18 protein-coding genes and 1 riboswitch are annotated in these 19,427 nt (G+C 53.7%); of the genes, 10 read left to right on the plus strand and 8 right to left on the minus strand.

The genetic code is table 11. The annotated features are described in order from the left end of the window. The 8 genes from ACQY6F_RS09595 to thiH all read left to right on the plus strand — a co-directional run. The coding region (locus ACQY6F_RS09595) for an efflux RND transporter permease subunit (protein ID WP_428773949.1) at window positions 1-1,133 on the plus strand (1,133 nt) is incomplete at its 5' end. Window positions 1,134-1,139: 6 nt separating this feature from the next. Continuing rightward, window positions 1,140-1,385, plus strand: a complete 246-nt coding sequence (locus ACQY6F_RS09600; protein WP_428773950.1) for a hypothetical protein — start codon at window positions 1,140-1,142, stop codon at window positions 1,383-1,385. A 97-nt stretch (window positions 1,386-1,482) separates the two neighbouring features. Then, window positions 1,483-1,591, plus strand: a riboswitch (TPP riboswitch). A gap of 109 nt (window positions 1,592-1,700) precedes the next feature. Beyond that, window positions 1,701-3,650, plus strand: coding sequence for a phosphomethylpyrimidine synthase ThiC (gene thiC, locus ACQY6F_RS09605; protein ID WP_428773952.1), 1,950 nt, complete (start codon window positions 1,701-1,703; stop codon window positions 3,648-3,650). A 3-nt stretch (window positions 3,651-3,653) separates the two neighbouring features. Then, a complete protein-coding gene (locus ACQY6F_RS09610; RefSeq protein WP_428773953.1) occupies window positions 3,654-4,868 on the plus strand; it encodes a thiamine phosphate synthase in 1,215 nt (404 codons plus the stop codon). Next, entirely contained in the window at window positions 4,855-5,634 is a 780-nt protein-coding gene (locus tag ACQY6F_RS09615) for a HesA/MoeB/ThiF family protein (RefSeq protein WP_428773955.1), read from the plus strand. The genes ACQY6F_RS09610 and ACQY6F_RS09615 overlap by 14 nt, the downstream gene beginning before the upstream one ends. Continuing rightward, window positions 5,631-5,837: a sulfur carrier protein ThiS gene (gene thiS / locus ACQY6F_RS09620; RefSeq protein ID WP_428773956.1), complete on the plus strand. Its 207-nt coding sequence runs from the start codon at window positions 5,631-5,633 to the stop codon at window positions 5,835-5,837. The genes ACQY6F_RS09615 and thiS overlap by 4 nt, the downstream gene beginning before the upstream one ends. Window positions 5,838-5,842: 5 nt before the next feature. After that, window positions 5,843-6,607: a thiazole synthase gene (locus ACQY6F_RS09625; RefSeq protein ID WP_428773957.1), complete on the plus strand. Its 765-nt coding sequence runs from the start codon at window positions 5,843-5,845 to the stop codon at window positions 6,605-6,607. A gap of 2 nt (window positions 6,608-6,609) precedes the next feature. Beyond that, window positions 6,610-7,722: a 2-iminoacetate synthase ThiH gene (gene thiH, locus ACQY6F_RS09630; protein ID WP_428773958.1), complete on the plus strand. Its 1,113-nt coding sequence runs from the start codon at window positions 6,610-6,612 to the stop codon at window positions 7,720-7,722. 77 nt (window positions 7,723-7,799) lie between these two features. On the opposite strand, the gene choV is transcribed toward thiH, so the two are convergent. The 8 genes from choV to ACQY6F_RS09670 form a co-directional block, all read right to left on the minus strand. Then, window positions 7,800-8,984, minus strand: a complete 1,185-nt coding sequence (choV, locus tag ACQY6F_RS09635; protein WP_428773960.1) for a choline ABC transporter ATP-binding protein — start codon at window positions 8,982-8,984, stop codon at window positions 7,800-7,802. Further along, the gene (gene choW, locus ACQY6F_RS09640; RefSeq protein ID WP_428773962.1) at window positions 8,984-9,823 is read right to left on the minus strand and encodes a choline ABC transporter permease subunit; all 840 of its coding nucleotides are present in this window, start codon (window positions 9,821-9,823) and stop codon (window positions 8,984-8,986) included. The genes choV and choW overlap by 1 nt, the downstream gene beginning before the upstream one ends. Before the next feature lie 51 nt (window positions 9,824-9,874). Next, window positions 9,875-10,804, minus strand: coding sequence for a choline ABC transporter substrate-binding protein (locus ACQY6F_RS09645; RefSeq protein WP_428773964.1), 930 nt, complete (start codon window positions 10,802-10,804; stop codon window positions 9,875-9,877). A 10-nt stretch (window positions 10,805-10,814) separates the two neighbouring features. Continuing rightward, window positions 10,815-12,536: a choline dehydrogenase gene (betA, locus tag ACQY6F_RS09650; protein WP_428773965.1), complete on the minus strand. Its 1,722-nt coding sequence runs from the start codon at window positions 12,534-12,536 to the stop codon at window positions 10,815-10,817. A gap of 9 nt (window positions 12,537-12,545) precedes the next feature. Beyond that, complete coding sequence (betB, locus tag ACQY6F_RS09655; protein WP_428773966.1) at window positions 12,546-14,006, minus strand: betaine-aldehyde dehydrogenase; 1,461 nt, start codon at window positions 14,004-14,006, stop codon at window positions 12,546-12,548. Between the two features lie 8 nt (window positions 14,007-14,014). Continuing rightward, window positions 14,015-14,617, minus strand: a complete 603-nt coding sequence (gene betI, locus ACQY6F_RS09660) for a transcriptional regulator BetI (protein WP_428773968.1) — start codon at window positions 14,615-14,617, stop codon at window positions 14,015-14,017. Between the two features lie 271 nt (window positions 14,618-14,888). Further along, window positions 14,889-16,679, minus strand: a complete 1,791-nt coding sequence (locus tag ACQY6F_RS09665) for an aminopeptidase P family protein (protein ID WP_428773970.1) — start codon at window positions 16,677-16,679, stop codon at window positions 14,889-14,891. 99 nt (window positions 16,680-16,778) lie between these two features. Further along, the gene (locus tag ACQY6F_RS09670; RefSeq protein ID WP_428773971.1) at window positions 16,779-17,720 is read right to left on the minus strand and encodes a LysR family transcriptional regulator; all 942 of its coding nucleotides are present in this window, start codon (window positions 17,718-17,720) and stop codon (window positions 16,779-16,781) included. Window positions 17,721-17,820: 100 nt separating this feature from the next. Between ACQY6F_RS09670 and ACQY6F_RS09675 the strand changes: the two genes are divergently transcribed. Together ACQY6F_RS09675 and ACQY6F_RS09680 are read left to right on the plus strand one after the other, a co-directional pair. Next, window positions 17,821-19,035 (plus strand): multidrug effflux MFS transporter, encoded by a 1,215-nt coding sequence (locus ACQY6F_RS09675; RefSeq protein ID WP_428773973.1) that lies wholly within the window; start codon window positions 17,821-17,823, stop codon window positions 19,033-19,035. Between the two features lie 86 nt (window positions 19,036-19,121). Beyond that, a complete protein-coding gene (locus ACQY6F_RS09680) occupies window positions 19,122-19,403 on the plus strand; it encodes a hypothetical protein (RefSeq protein ID WP_428773974.1) in 282 nt (93 codons plus the stop codon). Window positions 19,404-19,427: the final 24 nt, after the last annotated feature.

Here is a 19,427-nt window from a genome sequence, read left to right on the forward strand (position 1 = left end):
AGGTCCGCGCCGTGGTGGAAAAGATCCCCCACGTGGAGGATGTGCGCGACGACTTCGTGGGCAGCCTGCCCTCGGTGCGGGTGCGCATCGACCGCCAGAAAGCGGCCCTCTATGACCTGACCACCAACCAGATCGGTGCGGCCCTGAAAACCGCCTATAACGGTCTGGATGTCTCCACCTTTTACGAAGGAGACGAGGACTACGACATCGTGGTCACCCTGGCCGAGCAGGACCGCAAAGTCACCGATGTGCTCCGGAAGCTGATGATCCCCACCCCCGGCGGCACTCTTGTGCCCTTGACCACTCTGGCCGCCATCGACTATGCCGGTAGCGTGGGCGACATCGTGCGCATCAACCACGACCGGGTGGTAACCGTCAAGGCCGACGTGGAGGAGGCCAAAAAACCGGCGGCCCAGGCCCGACAGGAGGCCGAAGCCCTGCTGGCCGATTTTCCCCTGCCGGCCGGCTACCAGCTCAAGTTCACCGGTGAGAACGAGTTCCAGAAAGAGTCAGAGGCCTTCCTCGGCAAGGCCTTCGTGGTGGCTGTCCTGCTCATCTTCCTGATACTGGTCTCCCTGTTCAATTCGATCAGCCAGCCATTGATCATCCTGACCTCGGTGATCCTCTCCCTGGGGGGCGCCTTCGTGGGCCTGTTTGTGCTGCGCTCGCCCTTCGGTATCATCATGTCCGGTGTAGGCGTTTTTTCCCTGGCCGGTGTGGTGGTCAACAACGCCATCGTGCTCATCGACTACACCAACAAGCTGCGGGAACGCGGCATGGCCCTGGCCGAAGCCGTGGTGGCCGCCGGCGCCACGCGCCTGCGGCCGGTCATGCTGACGGCCATCACAACCATTCTGGGCCTGCTGCCCATGGTCACCGGCGTCTCCTACGATTTCCACAAGCTGGCGATTTCCTGGGCCAGCGAATCCACCCTGTGGTGGCGCTCCATGGCCTCGGTGGTGATTTTCGGCCTGCTGGTGGCCACCTTGCTGACCTTGGTGGTGGTGCCCACGCTATATGCGCTGATGGAAACCTCGAAGGAGAGATTGCCCCGAGCTTACAAACAGATCAAAACCTGGTACTGGAAACCGTTCAGGCAGCCCCGAAAGGCGGAACAGGGAACGGCAGAGTAATGGCCCATGGATCACGGCGACGATCATGAATTTGAGTTCATTTTGGAAACCCACAGTCCGGCCGACCGTGTGTTTCTCAGATCCCTCCTGGATGCCGAGGGCGTGACCTATTATCTCCAGGGGGAGCATGTGGCCCCTTACTTCTACCATGCCCTGGGCATGCGGCTCATGGTGCGCCGGGATCAGGCGGACCAGGTGCGTGAGCTGCTGAGCAATTTCATAAGCACCGGGTCCTTCAACGGTCTGAAATAGAGCCCATCCGGTCGCATCAAAAGGCGGAGCAGGTTGTACCTGGATGCTCCCCTTTTGCTTGGCCTGTTGACTTTCCCATCTAAGCCGAATAAGGTGCCTCCATCGTTGGGGGTGTCGTCCCAGGACGACTGAGAATCCGCGTTGACGGATACCCTTTGAACCTGATCAGGTTAGAACCTGCGAAGGGAACAAGAGAAGACAATCTCTGGCGATCTGTGGATCGTCACATCTACAGCTCCCAGATCTGTCTGATCCCCTCTTGTAGCATCTTTCCGCCAAGCATTTATCCCTAGAATCCTAACCAAGGAAAATGCTATGTCGAATCGCAAACAATCAAGGCTGGAAGCCAAACAGTTTATTGAAACTCTTTCTGTACAGCCGTATCCCAATTCAAAGAAAGCCTACATTACTGGCTCTAGAGACGATATTCGCGTGCCAATGCGTGAAATCTCACTGGCTGACAGCCTGATTGGTGGCACTAAAGAAGCGCCTGTCTATGAAGCTAATGAGCCGGTTTGTGTGTACGATACTTCCGGTGTATACACTGACCCCGACTACACGATAGATCTGTATCAGGGACTGCCTAAGCTACGTGAGCAGTGGGTGACTGAACGTGCTGATACGGAGATTCTCGGTGGCATGAGCTCCGAATACGCACGCGAGCGTCTGGCCGACCATACTCTGGACGACTTGCGCTATGGTAACCTGCCAGTGATTCGCCGAGCCAAAGCCGGTCGACGGGTGACTCAGCTGCATTATGCCCGCCAGGGCATTATTACTCCGGAAATGGAATACATTGCACTGCGTGAAAATATGGGGCGTCGCCGTTATCAGGATGAACAACTCAACCGCCAGCATCCTGGTCAGAACTTTGGTGCTAACCTGCCAAAAGACATCACGCCAGAGTTTGTCCGTCAGGAAGTGGCTGAAGGTCGGGCAATCATTCCGTGCAATATCAATCACCCGGAATCTGAGCCTATGATCATCGGCCGCAACTTTCTGGTTAAGGTCAATGCCAATATCGGCAACTCTTCGGTCAGTTCTTCGATTGAAGAAGAGGTCGAGAAACTGGTGTGGGCCACCCGTTGGGGCGGCGATACCGTGATGGACTTGTCGACCGGGCGCAACATACACGAAACGCGTGAGTGGATTCTGCGCAACAGCCCGGTGCCGATCGGAACCGTGCCTATGTATCAGGCGCTGGAAAAAGTGAATGGTATTGCGGAAAACCTCACTTGGGAAGTGATGCGCGATACCCTGTTAGAGCAGGCAGAGCAGGGAGTAGACTACTTTACCATTCATGCCGGTCTGCTGCTGCGCTACGTGCCGATGACGGCAAAACGGGTCACCGGTATTGTTTCGCGTGGTGGCTCTATCATCGCGAAATGGTGCCTGGCCCATCATCAGGAAAACTTCCTCTATAGCCACTTTCGTGAAATCTGTGAAATCTGCGCTAAGTACGATGTTGCGCTGTCGTTGGGCGATGGTTTGCGTCCGGGCTCGATTGCTGATGCCAACGACGAAGCCCAGTTCGCTGAACTGAGAACCTTGGGGGAACTGACCAAAGTGGCCTGGGAATATGACGTACAGGTGATGATTGAAGGTCCTGGGCATGTACCGATGCACATGATTAAAGCCAATATGGATGAGCAGCTAGAACATTGTCACGAAGCGCCATTTTATACCTTAGGCCCGCTGACCACAGATGTCGCGCCGGGCTACGATCACATTACCTCCGGTATTGGCGCGGCGATGATCGGCTGGTTTGGCTGTGCGATGCTCTGTTATGTCACGCCGAAAGAGCATCTGGGTCTGCCAAATAAAGAAGATGTCAAGACCGGGCTGATTACCTACAAGCTCGCGGCACATGCGGCGGATCTGGCAAAAGGTCATCCGGGGGCACAGATCCGCGATAACGCCTTGTCTAAAGCCCGCTTTGAATTCCGCTGGGAAGACCAGTTTAATCTGTCGCTCGACCCGGTGACGGCACGGGCATTTCACGATGAAACCCTGCCTCAGGAGTCGGGTAAAGTTGCCCACTTCTGTTCAATGTGCGGGCCAAAATTCTGCTCGATGAAAATATCGCAGGAAGTGCGTCGCACCTATGCCAATAGCGGAATGGCTGCTGAAGAGCAGGCCATTCAGGTCAAGATGCTGGACGATCCACTAGAGGGTATGCGGCAAAAATCGCAGGAGTTTCTGGACTCCGGCTCTGAGCTATATCACCCGGTAGTGGCCTCTGCTGAGACTGCCACTGAGGAGTAAATCGTGAAACTACTTATCCCATCTCAGTGTATTGAGCTGACGGGAGAAGTGCAGCGGGTGCTTTTACTCGCCGAGCAACAAGGTTTTGCGATAGGAGATATTGAGTTGGGCGTCAGCCCAACTCCTTTCCTGCAACTTGTTGGCGACACGACTCTCAGTTTGTCCAGTAACCTGTTTAACACCTTTGCGCCCGACGTCGACCGGGTGTTGCACTATGGATCTGCATCTAGCTGCGCTAACCAAGTACAGCCTGATGCCGGTTGGGTTTTCATTGGTGATCGGTTTGCCGGCAGCTTGATTGACTGTTGGCATCATGACAGTGAACCGCGTCGACTGCTGAATGTTACTGAGCTTGATAGTACGCAGTGTTGGCGTCATCTCGCTTGGGTGCTTTCGTCCCTATGCCTCGATTTTCCTCTCGAAGATGCGTTAGTGCTGAGCCGCGCTGCGCTGAATGTTTCACGTGAAACATGGCCCCATGACTATCAGTATTTTCCACAACCGCAAGCCCAGAGTGGTATCGCGCCGTTTGCGACCTTGACGCCAGACTCTCTGGGCGTCTATCCGGTAGTCGATGATGTGCGCTGGATAGCGCAACTGCTGCCGCTGGGCATTACCACTATTCAATTGCGCATTAAAGACCCGCTGCGAGCCGATCTAGAACAGCAGATCATTGAAGCAATACGCCTTGGCAAACAATATGGTGCCCAGGTTTTTATTAATGACTATTGGCAACTTGCGGTTCAGCACGGTGCGTATGGCGTGCATCTAGGTCAGGAGGATCTGCAGACGGCCAGTCTGAGTGCGCTGTTGCAGCATAACGTTAGGCTTGGTTTGTCTACCCACGGCTACTATGAACTGTTGCGCATTCACCAGTTGGCACCGAGCTATATTGCGCTCGGCCATATTTTTCCGACTACTACCAAACAAATGCCTTCCAAACCTCAAGGGCTGGTTCGCCTGGCACTCTATCAGCAACTGCTGGATTCAATGCCTTATGGAGAATCACATGGGGTTCCCAGTGTTGCGATCGGCGGTATCGACGCAACGAATGCAGCAGAAGTGCTGAAATGTGGCGTGACTAGTATTGCCGTCGTACGTGCCATTACTCAGGCCGATGATGTTGGCAGTGCAGTAAAGACATTGCAGCAAAACCTGCTGCAACATTCAGTGCAGGCAAAGCGCAATCAGCCGGAGGACTGCCATGCTGTCGGATAAGCAATTTCAGCGCTACCAACGTCAGGTTGCGCTCAAAGAGATCGGCGAACCTGGGCAGGCCACGTTACTCAACAGCCGGGTTCTGATTGTTGGCTGCGGTGGGTTAGGAGCCGCAGCGGCGCTGTATCTGGCGGCCGCCGGAACCGGGCGCCTTGTGGTAGCCGATGACGATAGGGTCGATTTGTCCAATTTGCATCGGCAGTTGGCGTACCGAACCAACCAGATCGCACAGCCTAAGGTGGCCGCGCTGGCGGAAACGCTGGCCGCAATCAATCCGGATTGCCGGGTACGCACGGTTCAGCGAAGGATGGATAAAACCTTACTGACGCTGGAAGTCGCGCAGGCGGATATCGTGCTCGACTGCAGTGACAATCTAACCACTCGTCACCAAGTCAATGAAGTCTGTTCGGCTGCGCGGATACCGCTGATCTCAGGTTCGGCAATCGGCTGGGAAGGGCAGTTAATGGCTTTTGACTTTAAGACTCATCAGCTGGGCTGTTATCGCTGCTTGGTGCCGGATGAGGTAACGCCAACCCCAGGCCGCTGCACTGACATGGGCGTGATGGGGCCTGTGGTCGGCACGATTGGCAATATGCAAGCCCTGATGGCGATGCAATGGTTGCTCGGGTTGTCGACCTTTCAGTCCCATCAGCTGATGCGTTTTAACGCATTGAACATGCAGTGGCAAAAGTGGCGAATACTGGCCGACCCGGAATGCCCGATCTGCTGCCACTCACTATCCAAAGCCGAGGAGGGGACTCTATGACCATTACGGTGTATATCAACGGCCAAGCGTATAGCACAAATACCGACAGTACTCTGGCTTTGGTCCAAACCCAGCTACAACTCCCTGTTCAAGGTTGTGTGTTTGCGATTAACGATCAGGTGATCCCACGTGGTCTATGGCAGCAAACCAAGCTTAGTGACGGCGACCATATTTCTCTTTTTCAGGCGATAGCAGGAGGCTGAGCACGATGTTGACAATAGCTGATAGAAATTTTAATTCCCGACTTTTGACCGGGACCGGAAAGTTTGCCAATCGACAGGTCATGGAAGCGGCGATTGGTAGTTGTGAATCTGAACTGGTGACCATGGCGCTGAAGCGGGTTGATTTGGCGGAACGTGATGATGATATTCTGGCCCCGCTGATCGCGGCAGGGATCCACTTACTGCCAAACACCTCTGGTGCCAAAACAGCTCGCGACGCGATATTCGCCGCCCATCTTGCCCGCGAAGCGCTGGGAACCACCTGGCTGAAATTAGAAATTCATCCAGATCCCAAGTATCTGATGCCGGATCCGATCGAAACCCTGAAAGCTGCTGAGCAGTTGGTTAAAGATGGCTTTACCGTCCTGCCGTATTGTCACGCCGATCCTGTGCTGTGTAAACGACTCGAAGATGTCGGTTGTGCGGCGGTGATGCCACTCGGTTCACCGATCGGGACCAACCAGGGACTCAGCTCGAAAACGTTTCTGGAAATCATCATAAATCAGTCCAACGTACCGGTGATTGTCGATGCCGGTATCGGCGCACCATCTGATGCGGCGTTAGCGATGGAAATAGGCGCGGACGCGGTGCTGGTTAATACTGCCATTGCCACCGCGCGCGACCCTGTCTCGATGGCGAAGGCATTTAAACTGGCGGTCGAAGCCGGGCGTATGGCCTATGTGTCCGGATTGGCAGATCGGCATCAACAGGCCGAAGCGTCGAGTCCGTTTACAGCATTTCTGGAAGGTTAGTCATGAGCTTTGTGTCACGATTCAACCAGTTGAACTGGGATGACATCAAGTTGTCGCTATATAGCAAAACGACACTTGATGTCGAACGCGCACTTGCCAAAAGCAAACGCGATCTGGAAGATTTTAAAGCGCTGATCTCTCCGGCGGCAGAAGCGTATCTTGAACAGATGGCTCAGCTTTCTTATCAGGCTACTCGCCGTCGTTTTGGTAATACCATGTCGTTCTACATACCGCTTTATCTGTCAAATCTGTGCGCCAATGCCTGCACTTATTGCGGCTTTTCGATGGAGAATCGCATCAAGCGCAAGACACTGACTCAGCCAGAGGTAGAGCTGGAGATCGCCGCTATCAAGCAGATGAAATTTGATAACGTTCTGTTGGTGACCGGTGAGCATGAAACCAAAGTGGGCATGAACTATTTTCGCCAGATGCTGCCGCTTATCAAGCAGTCGTTTCACTACTTGGCGATGGAAGTACAACCGCTTAATCAGGACGAGTACGCAGAACTGAAAACACTCGGCCTGGATGCGGTGATGGTGTACCAGGAAACGTATCATCCTTCGACATATGCGCTGCACCACCTGCGTGGAAACAAAATGGATTTTGAGTTTCGCCTTGAAACACCTGACCGATTGGCAAAAGCGGGCATCGATAAAATCGGTCTGGGTGCCTTGATAGGTTTGGAAGACTGGCGTACAGACTGCTTTTATCTTGCCGCGCATCTGGACTATCTGGAAAAAACTTACTGGCAGTCTCGCTACTCGATATCGTTTCCACGCCTTAGACCGTGCGAGGGGGCACTACAACCGAAATCGGTAATGAGTGATAAGCAGCTGGTACAGCTGATTTGCGCATTCCGTCTGCTGAACTCAGAAGTTGAGCTGTCGCTGTCCACTCGCGAAACGCCCGAGTTTCGTGATAACGTGGCTATGCTAGGGATTACCAGTATGTCGGCGGCATCGAAAACCCAGCCTGGCGGTTATGCGGATCCGAAAGCCGAGTTAGAGCAATTCGCGATCAGCGATGAACGTCCTGCCTGGCAAGTGGAACAAGCCATTAAAGCCCGGGGGCTCGAAGCGGTTTGGCACGACTGGCATTCAGTATACTCCGGCTAAGCCGCGCTAATGTTTCACGTGAAACACAAATAGAAAGGCGACCTAAGGTCGCCTTTGTTATGTCATAAATCGCGCGCTTATGCCGCCTGTGATTGATGGTACTTACCCAGCAGCGCATGATAGAAATCGTGGTCGCTTAGAGTGCCAACCAAGCGATTATCTTCCATCAGCAGGATCGGATTACCAGTATGGTAGCGAATTTCAATCGCGTCTCGCATATCAATATCCGGACTGGCAATGACTAGCGACTGTTGGTCAAGTTGCTGGTAGCGCATACCGGCATGCCATTCCACCAATTTTAGTGCACTATCACCCGATACCCGCCACTGCTGTTCATGTTGCTCAACCCAGACATTGGCCTGTTGACAGATCTGCCAGCGGCCGTTGGCCTGGGTCAGGTCATCACAGCTGTTCATCAGCGAACGGCCTTTGAGAACATTGAGTGGGTTGGTGTGCGCAACGAAGTCCTGAACATACTGAGTTTTTGGTGTCAGGACGATGTCTTCGGCTTTGCCGTACTGGATCAGTTTACCCGATTCCATAATGGCGATGCGTGAGCCAATCTTTAGCGCTTCGTCCAGATCATGGCTGACGAAGATGATGGTTTTATTGAGCTGTTTTTGCAGGAGCAGCAGCTCATCCTGTAGCTGGTTGCGGATCAGTGGATCGAGCGCCGAAAACGGTTCGTCCATAAGTAAAATATCACTGTCCATAGCAAAAGCACGGGCAAGGCCAACGCGCTGCTGCATGCCACCGGATAACTCGTGAGGAAATTTGCTCTCCCATTCGGACAGACCGACCATGGCCAGTTTTTCGCGTGCCCGACGGCGGCGTTCCGTTTTGCCGATACCCTGCATTTCAAGACCGAACGCAACATTGTCCAGCACCGTCAGCCAGGGCATCAAGGCAAACTTCTGGAACACCATGGATACTTTGTTGGTGCGCAGGTGACGCAGAGTCGGCTCATCACATTGGGCTAAGTCGACACTCTGATCGCCATCTTGAATCTTCAATGAACCGCGACTGATCGGGTTGAGGCCGTTGACGGCGCGCAGCAGGCTGGATTTGCCGGACCCGGATAAGCCCATCAATACGCAGATTTCACCTTGTTTGACATCCAGGCTGACGTTATCGACGCCCACCACCAAGCCGGTCTGGTCAATAATCTGCTGACGACTCTGACCTTGATCCAGCAGTGCCAGTGCAGGGTCTGGATGGTTGCCAAATACCACATCCAGGTTTTCAATGCTGATCGCGTTCATTAGGACACCTCTTTGCTGTTGGGAGCTTTACACAGACGGTCGAGAATAATGGCGACCAACACTATAGCTAAACCGGCTTCAAATCCCTGCGAAATGTTAACCGTGTTCAGTGCGCGGATAACCGGTTTACCCAAACCGTCGGCACCGACCAGAGCGGCGATCACTACCATCGACAGTGATAACATAATGCACTGAGTGACACCGGCCATAATGCTCGGCAGGGCGGCGGGCAATTCCACTTTAAACAGTAGCTTCATCTTGCTGGCACCAAAGGCTTTACCGGCTTCTATCAGCTCTTCCGGAACCCGGGTGATACCCAGATAGGTGAGGCGGATCGGGGCGGCGATGGCAAAGATAATGGTGGAAATCAGACCCGGAACGATACCGAGACCAAACAGCACCAGCGTTGGGATCAGGTAGACAAAGGTCGGTACGGTTTGCATCAGGTCGAGGATCGGACGCATCACGGTATATAACCACGGCCGGTGTGCCGCCATGATACCCAGGGGGACGCCAATTAATACGGAAATCGTTGTCGCGGCAAAAACCAAAACAAAAGTTTCCAGCATTTCCTGCCAGTATCCTAGGTTGAGGATCAGCAGCAGTGCAGCGATGATAAAAATCACCAGCGACAGACTGCGGTGCAGCCACCAGGCGAGAGCGGCAGTGACGACAATGGGAACCGCGGGCGGAAACCATTTAAACAGATCGACTAGCAGCATAATGGTGCTTTCGAGCAACAATGAAATAGTGTCGAAAAAACCGGATGCATTCAGGGTCAGCCAGTCAACGCCGGTCTCCATCCAATGGCCCAACGGTATTTTGTGATCGCTAATCATAATGGGATGAGTTCCTTAAGTCGGGTGGAGCCGGGCTCCACCCTGTGCTGGTTAAACGTCTGAATTGAGGTAGTCTTTGATGGCTTGTTCGGCAGGCTGACCTTTCAGTGTTGTCACCTTGCTCAGCCATTTCGAAACGACTTCCGGGTGTTCACGCAGCCAGGTTTTGGCCGCTTGTGATGGTTGCTGACCCTGATTGAGGATCGCTTCCATCAGCGTGTTTTCCATTTCCAGGCTGAACGAGAGGTTGTTTAACAGCTGGCCGACATTTGGACACTGAGATACGTAATCCTGACGTACGTTGGTATAAACGTTGGCACCGCCATAGTTCGGACCAAAGTAGTCATCGCCGCCACTGAGGTATTCCATTGCTACGTTGCTGTTCATTGGGTGCGGAGCCCAGCCCAGGAAGGCTATCCACTGCTTGCGGCGCACGGCACGCTTGACCTGAGAAACCATACCGGCCTCGCTCGACTCGACCAGATTGAACGATTTCAGATCAAACGCGTTGTTATCGATCATGGTCTGAATCAGGCGATTACCATCGTTACCCGGTTCAATACCGTAGATACGGTTATTAAACTTGTCGGCAAATTTGGCCAGATCCGCGAACGATTTTACGCCAGCGTCATAAACGTACTTAGGTACGGCCAGGGTGTACTTAGCGCCTTCCAGATTGGCGCGCAGCGTTTCCACCGTACCGGCTTCGCGGTATTTGGCTATGTCGCCTTCCATGGTCGGCATCCAGTTACCGAGGAAAACATCGATGTCACCATTGGCCATTGAAGAATAGGTCACCGGTACCGACAACAGATCGGTTTTGGTCTGATAGCCCAGCCCCTGCAGTAGCTCACTGGCGACTGCGGTGGTTGCGGTGATGTCTGTCCAGCCGACATCGGCAAAACGGACGGTGTTACAGCTGTTGGCATAAGCGTTGAGTGACAGCAGCGTGGCTGCGGTGAAGGTAATGACTTTACGCATGGGTATTTCCTTATTTAGTTATCATTTCCACAGAGAGTTGAGTATCCAGCGCCCGTTGTGGCGTCGTTGCTCTTTGTTGGTCCTGCCACTGCGGAGCAATCCACACCGGCACCTGTTCAGGTGCTAGTGGTGCTCTATCGAGTAACAGATCTGCGGCGCGTTCAGCGACCATAATGGTCGGCGCGTTTAAGTTACCGTTTGGTATGGTGGGAAAGATGGATGAATCAACGACGCGAAGATTGTCAATGCCACGTACGCGACAAGCACTATCCAGCACGGCCATTGGATCGTCGTCAGCGCCCATTTTGCAGCTGCACGACGGGTGATAGGCACTCTCTACGTTCTGCTTTACCCAGGCATCAATCTCAGCATCGCTGCTGACCTGAATACCGGGTTGAATTTCAGCGCCGCGATAGTCGTCCAGTGCCGGTTGAGCCAGAATCTCCCGGGTCAGGCGAATACAGTCGCGCCAGTCCTGAATATCCTGCGGCTGTGAAAGGTAACGGAACAAAATCGCCGGTTTCTGTTTCGGATCACTGGAACGAATCCAGACGCGGCCGCGACTGAGGGGTTTGTTCGGCCCGACATGGACCTGGAAACCGTGCCCGTCGAATGCCGTCTGGCCATCATACCGCATGGCAGCTGGTAAGAAGTGATATTGAATGTTGGGCCATTTGAGGCCGGCACGGGAACGAATAAATCCACAGGATTCAAAATGGTTGGTCGCACCCAAGCCACGTTTGGTTAGTATCCATTCGGCACCGATCATGCCTTTACTGAGCAAACCCAGCTTACTGTTGAGGGTGATCGCCTGATTGCAGCGATACTGGAAATAAATCTCCAGGTGATCCTGCAGGTTTTCACCCACCCCGGGCAGTTCGTGTTGCAACTCGACCCCGGCGTTTTCCAGTACTTCGCGCGGGCCGATCCCAGACAGTTGCAGCAGTTGCGGTGAGCCGATTGAGCCGGCGCTGGAAACCACTTCGCGATTGGCAAACGCAACCTGAACCTGACCGTTGCGCTCAAACTCGACGCCAATAGCACGTTTGTCCTCCAGGACGACTTTGCGGGTCAGTACGCCTTTGAACAACGTCAGGTTGGAACGTTTTAGTGCGCGGCGCAGATAGGCGTTGGCAGTTGAAGCGCGTACCCCTTTATCTACCGTCATGTGCATGGGACCGAAGCCCTCCTGCTGGTAGCCGTTGTAGTCTTGGGTTGCCGGGTAGCCCGCCTGTTGTCCGGCATCAATAAAGGCCTGATAGAGCGGGTTGAGCCTCATATCGTTCCCGTTGCAGGTCGCCAGTGGCCCGTCACCGCCGCGGTACTGGTCAGCACCACCGCTCCAGCTTTCGGCGCGTTTGAAATAGGGCAGACAGGAAGCGTAATCCCAGCCGTGAGCGCCGTGCTGCTGCCACTCATCAAAATCACAGGCGTGGCCACGAACATAGACCATACCGTTAATCGATGAACTGCCGCCGAGCACTTTACCGCGCGGGCAGTGCAGGGCGCGGCCATCGAGGCCTGGTTCTGGCAGCGATTCAAACTGCCAGGCGTACTTGTCGCTGTTCATCGGATAAGAAAGCGCGGTAGGCATCTGAATGAAGATACTTTTATCACTGCCACCGGCTTCCAGCAGCAGCACCGAATGTTCACCGCTTTCGGTCAGGCGATCGGCCAGTACACAACCTGCCGAACCTGCGCCGATAATGATGTAGTCAAAGTGTTGTTTCATGCTGACTCCTTAGGCATAGGGACCGACAAAATCGTCCAGTTCCACCAGCACACTCTTGGTCTGGGTGTAATGGCTAAGCGTTTCGATGCCGTTTTCACGACCGACGCCGGAGAGTTTGTAACCGCCGACCGGCATCGGGGCCGGTGAGTCCCCCCAGGTGTTGATCCAGCAAATGCCTGCCTGTAGCTGGTGGATAACGCGGTGGGCACGGGACAAATTCTGGGTAAATACACCGGCAGCCAGGCCGTAGTGGGTGTTGTTGGCGCGTTCAATGACTTTCTGTTCATCGCTGAACTTAAGCACCGCCATCACCGGGCCGAAGATTTCCTGCTGAACAAAGCTCATCTCGTCGTGACAGTCGATAAACACGGTGGGCGCGACAAAGTTACCTTTATCCAGGCCGTTGTCAGTTACCTGATAACCACCGGTCAGCAGCGTAGCACCACTGGATTTAGCGCTGCTGATGGCGGCCAGTACCTTGTCCATATGGTCACGGGAAATCAGTGCGCCGATTTGGGTGCTTGGATCCTGCGGATCGCCGACGATCAGTTGTTCGCTGCGGGATTTAAGCTGATCAACGAAGTCATCGTAGAGACTTTCATGGACAAAGACGCGGGTACCGTTAGTACATACTTCGCCCTGAGTGTAGAAGTTGGCAGTCATTGCGGCTGAAACCGCCTGCTCGAGCTTGGCATCTTCAAACACCAGCAGCGGCGACTTGCCGCCCAGCTCCATGGTGACGGATTTCAGCGTCCGGGCGCTGTCGGCCATTACATTCTGGCCGGTTCCGGTTTCACCGGTAAAAGAAACCTTGGCAATGTCGGGGTGGGCGGTCAGCATCTGGCCGACGCGGCCATCACCCTGAACCACGTTGAATACACCGTCCGGCAGGCCAGCTTCGGTAAAGATCTCCGCCAGTTTAAGCGCTGTTAATGGCGTCTCTTCTGACGGTTTGAAGATCATTGCATTACCGGCTGCCAGTGCCGGTGCTGATTTCCACATCGCAATTTGAATCGGGTAGTTCCAGGCGCCGATACCGGCACAGACGCCAAGCGGCTCTTTGCGGGTGTAGAAGAACTGACTGGTGGACAGCGGTTGCTGTTCGCCCTGTAGGGCGGGCGCAAGACCGGCGAAATATTCGATTACGTCGGCACCGGTGGCGATATCGACACAGTTCGCTTCCTGAATCGGTTTGCCGGTATCGAGTACTTCAAGCTGTGCCAGTTCGTCGTTGCGTTCTCGCAGTATCGCCACCGCGTTAAGCAGGATCCGGCTACGTTCTACCGCAGACATCGACGACCAGATCGCAAAGCCGCGCTTGGCAGAATCTACCGCATCCTCGACATCCTGTGGGCTGGCCAGCCCTAAAATGGCAAGGGGTTCACCGGTTGCCGGATTATACGAGGTAAAGGTTTCCCCGGACGACGCGTGTTTCAACGCGCCATCGATATAAAGTGATGCATTTTCCATTTGAAGACCTAGCTGTTTGTCAGCGCCTGCTGCGCCAGTTGTAATTCTAAGTAGTCGTTGATTAATACTCTGGCTTGCTGTGCGTCAATCCCGTTCGGGTTGAGCGCGCCTCGCAGCCAGATACCATCGATCAGAGCGGCGATCCCGTTGGCCACCTGTTGAGCCTGGTGGCGGGGAAGAAGAGCATTAAGTTCAATTTTAAGGTGGGAGAGCAGGCGCTGTTCATTGACCCGCTGCAAACGGTGCAACTGGGGGTCGTGCATCGAATAAGTCCAGAACGCCAACCAGGTTTTTACCACCTGGCTTTCGGCCTGAAAGCCTTCAAAGTTGGCGTTAACGATGGCATTGATCCGGGCCTGATGCTGATGTTTTGGCAATTTGGTCAGTGCCTGTGTCACGGTGACCGAATGCTCACGCAGAATTGCGCGCATCGTTTCTTCCAGCAGGCCATGCTTACCACCAAAATAGTGGTTAATGATGCCGGTAGAAACGCCGGCTTCACGGCTGATCAGGGCGATACTGGCAGCGTGTAATCCTACTCGTTCGATAACGGCCATGGTGGCCTGAACCAGCTGCGGTTTGCGTATATCGGGCATTCCAACTTTCGGCATCAACACTCCCTATTATTTTTAATTGAACGATTAGTTAAATATAAGTTAGCCAAATAATCATTAGATCTCAAATTAATTTTTTGAACAATTAATGTTCATATAGGTCAGGTTTGTTAATTAAATCTATATTTAACAGGTGTTTAGTGTGTAATTGGAATGTAAATAAAAATTAAAACGTTAGAGTTGTATTTAAATGGCGGGATGAATGAGTGGATACAAAAAATCCCTTAACGGATTAACGCTAAGGGATTGAAGATATGTGGTTTTTTAATTAGGCGTGGCGGATGGCTTGAGTGGCCTGGCGCAGCCAGTCTTTCACCTCACCTTCCACCAGCGGACTCACCTCATCCCATACTTTTTGATGGTAGTCGTTCAGCCAGCTGAGTTCCGGTTTGGTCAGCATGTTGACATTAATGGCGCGAACATCGATCGGGCAGCGGGTCAGAGATTCAAAACCTAGCACATTGAAATCACCCTGAGTGGCAATTTCAGTGACCAGTTCCAGGTTTTCAATACGAATACCGAAGCTGTCAGCGCGGTAGTAACCCGGTTCGTTAGACAACACCATACCGGCCACCAGCGGGACATCGATCTGTCGCTTAGATATGCTTTGCGGACCTTCATGCACGCTTAGGAAATGGCCTACGCCGTGCCCGGTGCCGTGGTCATAATCATAACCTTCAGCCCATAAATGTTGTCTTGCCAGGGTATCAATCTGGTAACCGCGAGTGCCGGCAGGGAAGCGGGCGCGAGCGACGCCTATATGACCTTTGAGCGCCAGGGTGAACTGGTGAATCATCTCCTCGCTCGGCTGGCCGATGGCGATGGTGCGGGTGATGTCTGTGGTGCCGTCCAGGTACTGACCGCCGGAATCCACCAGATACAGACTGTTCTGGCTGAGTCTGCCAGGCTCAGCCTGGTTGAGGTGGTTGTAATGGCACATGGCCGCGTTGGAACCCGCTGCGGAAATCGTATCGAAACTGAGATCAACTAAGGTTGGGTCCAGTTCACGCAGGCTTTGCAGCTTGTCCGCCAGGGTGGCTTCGTCGTGCAGTTTGCCTTCTGCCACTTCGCTATCTAACCAGTGCAGAAACTTGACCATCGCCACACCATCCCGGACATGACACGCTTTCATGCCAGCGATCTCAACCGGGTTTTTGGCCGCCTTAGGCATCAGGCATGGATCGGCGCTATTGATCACTTTGGCACCGGAATTTTGCAATGTGAGGGTGAACCAGGCGTTGCTGTTGGCCGGGTCGATTAACACGCTCTGGCCGTTTAATCGCGCCAGGCTGGCTTCAAGCTGATCCGGGTGGGTGACTGAGACGCCCGGACCGGTATGCTGGTCGAAACCGGCCGGGATACGTTGTGGATCAATAAAATATTCAACGCTGCCATCACGATGCAAAATGGCGTGAGATAACGCCACCGGCAGGCGAGAAACATCGCTACCGCGAACGTTTAGCAGCCAGCAGATGGAATCTAGCGCCGTGAGTACCGCGCAATCGGCGCCCTGTTTTTCTATCAGTTGGCCGATCTGTTGGCGCTTGTCGCGACAGGACTGACCGACGCTGTCCACATCCATCAAGCGTAGCGGGGTGAATTCGGCCTCAGGACGATCCTGCCAGAGCTGATCAATCGGGTTTTCGCCTAGGATAACCAGCTGCACTTTCGCGGCCAGTTTTTCCTGAGCGCCGGTGAACCACGCTGCGCTGTGCATTTTAGGATCAACGGCGACTTTATCGCTGGCGGACAAATGGTCGACAATCCACTCTAGCGGCGGCTGTTCAATCAGGTGGCAATACTGGTAGCTGTCGCCCGGCACCTGTTTCGTCACCTGGACGGTGTAGCGGCCGTCGACAAATATCGCCGCCTGAGTTGCGGTGATCACTGCGGCACCGGCTGAGCCGGTAAAGCCGGTTAACCAGTGCAGGCGTTCGTTTTGCTCTGGAACGTATTCGCCCAGGTATTCGTCTTCATGGGGGACGATAAGTGCATCCAGCTCGTGCTGTTGTAGCCAGTGGCGAATTGCTTCAAGCCGGCTTTCAATCGTGGTCAGCATCTGTATTTCCTTTATCTTTATTCGGGTATCGGTAACCGTTCGTCTGTTCCGACGAATCAACAGTGGGATAAGCTACTCCTTTTACTGCTGGCCTGCAAACTATCTAAGATGGCTGGTTTTTTGTTCTATGATCTGTCGCAGCCAGCCAAGGGCCGGGTCGTTTGCTCTGTCACGGTGCCAAAACAGGGTATAGGCCATTTGCGGAAATTCCAGTGGCAGCGGCAATGGCACCAGGTCCAGTTGCCGGGCGATAAACTGGATAAAATGGCTCGGCGCGGTAAACACAAAATCAGTATAGCTGCATAAGCTGGCGGCACTGTTGAAATCCGGCACCGTGATGGCGATATCGCGCTGGTGGCCGAGATCGGCCAGGCGGTAGTCCAGCAGCCAGCGGTCACTGCCGTCGCAGCGCACTTGGACATGGCGCTGCTGCAGATAACGTTGCAAATCCCATGGCTGGTTTAGCACCGGGTGATGGCGTCTCACCAGACACATCTGGCTGTCGCGATAGATTTCCTGCTGGTTGATGTCTTCGGGTGGGAACATGGTCAGCTTGGCATCCTGAATATCGATATCACGGCCGGTGATGCCGAGATCGATTTCCCCCAGTTGTAAGCGTTTAAATGTCTGCTCATCCCAGGAGTGGGTGGCGATGGTCAGTTTCGGGCCCTGTTGAAAGATGGCAGGCAGAAAGTAGGGCATGATCAGCGGGTAAACGCTTTCTACCGCCGCAATATGGAAGCGGTACTCGCTGCTGGCGGGGTTGAACTGGTCGGGTTCGGTCAGTTGCTGCAGCTGGTGGACCAGGGCGGCCAGTTTCGGCTTGAGCTGCATGGCTTTTGGCGTGGCTCTTAAACCGTGTGAGCTGCGAATAAACAGCGGGTCATCAAACAACAGTCGCAGTTTGGCCAGCGACTTACTGACGCTGGATTGGCTCAGACACAATCGCTGTGCCGTGCGGGTGACGTTCAGCTCTTCAAGCAGGACGTTTAAGCAGACCAACAAATTCAGATCCAGCCGGGCGAGCTGTTCAATATTCATATGAATTTCCCAAGCAGAATATCAGCAATGAATATATGCCATTATTAATAATATCACCAGTCAATTAGACTAGCGCAATTGATCTTGATAGGAGAGTGGCGTGTCCCGTTCTGCAACCAATTTATCGTCACAACCGACCAGCCGGTATCAGCTGGTACTACTGACCTTGCTGGTATTATTCAGCCCTTTGGCGATTGATATTTATCTGCCGGCATTGCCGCTGATTTCTGAGCAGTTCCACGTGGAACATGCACTGGCACAAGATACGATTACCTGGTTTTTGTTCGCCATGGGGCTCGGGCAGCTATTTGCTGGCCCGCTGGCGGATAAACATGGACGGCGAATGGTGGCATTAGCCGGTGTGAGCTTGTATGGTCTGAGCGCTTTATTGGCGTGGGGTGCCCAGACTATCGACTGGATGTTGTTGGCGCGTCTGTTACAAGGCTTTGGTGCCTGCGCTACATCCGTCGCGGCTTTTGCCATCGTTCGCGATCTATTTGGCCCGGAAAAAAGTGGCAAGATGATCAGCTACCTCAATGGTGCCATCTGCCTGATCCCCGCTATGGCGCCGATTTTGGGCAGTTGGCTAACCCAGCAATTTGGCTGGCGGGCGAACTTCAGCTTTATGGCCGGTTTTGCCATTGTGGTCGGCCTGCTGCTGGTGATGAAACTGCGCGAGACCAATCCGGCACCATCTCAACAGCCGGTATTCCGGTTGCAACGTTACCAGCAAGTACTGACCAATCCGACTTTTCTGTTCCATGCGACGCTCTGCATGCTGGCGATGGCGGTTATTCTGGCATACGTGACGTCAGCCCCTGTGGTGTTGATGGAACAACTCGGACTGACCATGAACCAGTTTACTTTTTGGTTCAGCATCAACGCAGTGATTAATATTATTGCCTGTCTGACTGCGCCGAAATGCATGGACAAGCTGGGCACCCGTGCCACTTTGGTCATTGGTCTGGTGGCGATACTGCTCGCTGGTGTGTTGATGCTATTACTGGCAGATGTGGCCGCGCCGTGGGCATTTATGTTGCCTATCTTCCTGTCCTCGGTCGGTTTTGCCTGGATACTTGGCGCGGCAGCCGGTAAAGCGCTGGCTCCGTTTGGTGATAAAGCCGGTACCGCAGCGGCCTTGCTTGGCCTGTTCCAGATGAGTGGCTCTGGTGCACTGGTAGCGATTCTGCAACGTCTGCAGTGGCAACCACAAATGATGATTGCCTTGCAGATGCTGCTGGTGGCGCCGGCCTTGTTCATCCTGTTTAGCCGTGTTGGTAAGCAGTGGCATCAGCCGGTAGCTAACCAAAGCTAACTGACCGATAAATAATCTGTTTATCTACTGATGTATCAGGTGTATATTTAAGCTTTGACTAAATAAGCGGTGGATGATTGACGACAATGTCGATGACAACCTATGAAATGGCTCGCGTGCTGGAGCAGATGGAAGAAGCTCCGGAAAAATTGATGTTTGGTAAATTACTCAATGAACTGGGTAATCAGAGCGGCGAGCGAATTCGCAGTGCTGCTAAGCAAGTACCGTTACCTATGCTTAGAGACCTGGTGTTTCAATTTCAACAGGTGATCGAGTCCCGCAAAGATGAGCAGGTGCAAGATCTTGCCAAACAACTGGCTGCCCAGGGTATTAGTGCAGACCAGTTGGCGGAATACTTAAAGCGATAAGCAGATTCGCCAGTGACAAACAGT

This window comes from Vibrio sp. (assembly GCF_050299255.1).
In the GTDB taxonomy this organism is placed as follows: Bacteria; Pseudomonadota; Gammaproteobacteria; order Enterobacterales; family Vibrionaceae; genus Vibrio.